This is a genomic window from Caballeronia jiangsuensis (assembly GCF_046030135.1).
Lineage (GTDB): Bacteria > Pseudomonadota > Gammaproteobacteria > Burkholderiales > Burkholderiaceae > Caballeronia > Caballeronia jiangsuensis.
Map to the genome: position 1 here is coordinate 1 of NZ_JAQQDB010000092.1, position 2,286 is coordinate 2,286.

Here is a 2,286-nt window from a genome sequence, read left to right on the forward strand (position 1 = left end):
GTACGCCCAGCCAGCGTAGCCCGCCCGCAAGGGGGTGAAGCTGCTTGAGCATGTTTGGAATGCAGGGCCCGGCAATTTGTTGATGTTATGCCGGGAATGCCCTTTCTCTGCTACGAGAGAGAGTGAGCCGAAGCGGCGGTGACTTGCTGACACTGGCTAGGTAACGTAGTCCGTGGGAAACGGGGTTTGCGGCGAATCGGTTACGCCAAGATGAATCTCTAGGCTGAGCATGGGACGGTTGAGGAACACGAACCTATTAATCCGCACCTGAGGGTTGAAATGTCACCCCTGCCTACACCGTTTAACAGGCAGGACGTGGATCGGTTTCAGTTACAGGTATGAACTGAAGTCGCGAGTGTCGATTAGACAAGTATGCTGATCGGCATGGGGTCCTGGAGAGCGCGTAGCTAGACCATGACATCCGCGACGACTTGCGGAAAGCAAGGACAAAGGCTGCGATAGGCAACCTCGCCCATGCGTTGAGTCCAGCATGTGAACTGGGGAAGGCTTGCCCAGATGCCAAGGGAGTGTGCCCCCGATGATGTGCGAGCTGGCGGAGCCCTCGTAGTAGTCCGAGACCGGGAAAGCCGGCCACATGGCGAAGGGGGGCAGTTTAAGTGGTTTGCTTGGGTCGATTAACTGACCACAATGAGGTGAAGACCTTTGATAATCAGTGAAATGCAAAGCAAACTGGCGACATGGTCGACGGAGAACAAAGAACGCAAGTTCGATCGTCTCCTGAGGCTGGTCGCCGACAGGGCCTGGCTCAGTGAGGCGGCTCGTATTACGCTGGCTTCCAGCGGAGCCAAGACGCCGGGCGTCGACGGCATCGACAAGGTTCAGATGGAAGAGAATCTCCACGCTGAACTCGCGACGATCCGTACTGAGCTGTTGGCGGGGTCGTATGACCCGCTGCCAGCTCGACGTGTATTAATCCCGAAAGCGAACGGCAAAATGAGGCCTTTGGGCATTCCTTGTCTTCGTGACAGAATTGTGCAGAGGGCCATTCTGATGGTGATGGAGCCGATATGGGAGAGTGATTTCCATCCGGCGTCATATGGATTCAGACCGGCCCGCAGCGTGCACCACGCGATTCGTGCGGTGAAGCTTCAGTTGCAGGACAGCGGGGAACAAAGCACGTCGGGGCGCTGGGTGATCGAAGGCGATCTCGCCAGCTACTTTGACACCGTTCACCATCGTCTTTTACTGAAGGGAATCCGAAAACGTATCGCCGATCAACGCTTGCTGGCACTGCTCTGGAAATTCATCAAGGCAGGATGCGTTGATCACGGTCTGTTTCGAGCAGCCAGCGAAGGCGTTCCGCAAGGCGGGGTAATTTCACCATTTCTTTCCAACATCATGCTGCACGAATTCGATGCCTGGATGGAGACGAATTACCTCAGCAAGAAAGTGCGCCAAGACCGGCACGTGTGGAACCTTAGCATCCGAAACCGGCGACCTATTGCCGCGAAGGAGAACCGGCAGTGGATACCTGCAATATCGTACTGCCGTTACGCTGATGATTTTGTGGTGATCGTAAAAGGAACCAAGGCGCACGCGGAAGCAGTTCGGGAAGCATGCCGAGGACTCCTTGAAGATCAACTCAAACTGACGCTGAACATGGAGAAGACCCATGTTACGCATGTCAACGATGGCTTCGTATTCCTCGGCCATCGCATCATACGTAAGCGAGGTCCACGCGGGCGCATGCGGCCTGTCAGCACAATACCGTGGGAGAAATACCGACTCTTTGCCGAGAAACTGATCAAGCAACTGTCGGGCGATTACGGTGCAAATCGGATGGACCGAGTGGAAAGCCTGAATCGGCAACTTGCGGGATGGGCAAACTTTTATCAGTACACCGACTTCACGGCCACGATGTTTAGCAAGCTGGATCGTACCGTCTTCTGGAAACTGGGATACTGGCTTGCGCATAAATATCGACGGGGCTTCCCGTCACTGATGCGTTTGCATGTCCGTGAACCAGAACCGGGGCAAGCAAAGACATGGGTCGTAGAAGGCCGAAATAGTCGTGGCTGGTATGGGGCGATAGCGCTTCGGCGTCTCATCACAAGCCGCAAGGGGCAGTTCAAATGGCGGACCCCGTCGGAAAATCCATACATCGCGTGCGGCGAGGCGCGGCGAACCATTGAGTCGCGCTACGACGAAGTCGCCTTTGCTATGAGCAGCATTTAAATGGAGAGCCGGATGCATCGAGAGGTGCAAGTCCGGTTCGGAGAGGAGAGGCAGGGAAATAGTCCGACTACGCCCTGCCTCTTACTCTAC

Annotated in this window: 1 protein-coding gene; it reads left to right on the forward strand. The window is 55.6% G+C overall.

The features are described 5' to 3' along the window. The first annotated feature begins 678 nt into the window (after window positions 1–678). On the forward strand, window positions 679–2,196 hold the full coding sequence (gene ltrA / locus PQR08_RS38435; protein ID WP_456264729.1) for a group II intron reverse transcriptase/maturase: 1,518 nt from the start codon (window positions 679–681) through the stop codon (window positions 2,194–2,196). Window positions 2,197–2,286 lie beyond the last annotated feature (90 nt).

Bases quoted from the DNA above. Each gene is read 5' to 3' on its own strand.
- ltrA (WP_456264729.1), top strand. From the start codon at position 679: ATGCAAAGCAAACTGGCGACATGGTCGACGGAGAACAAAGAACGCAAG.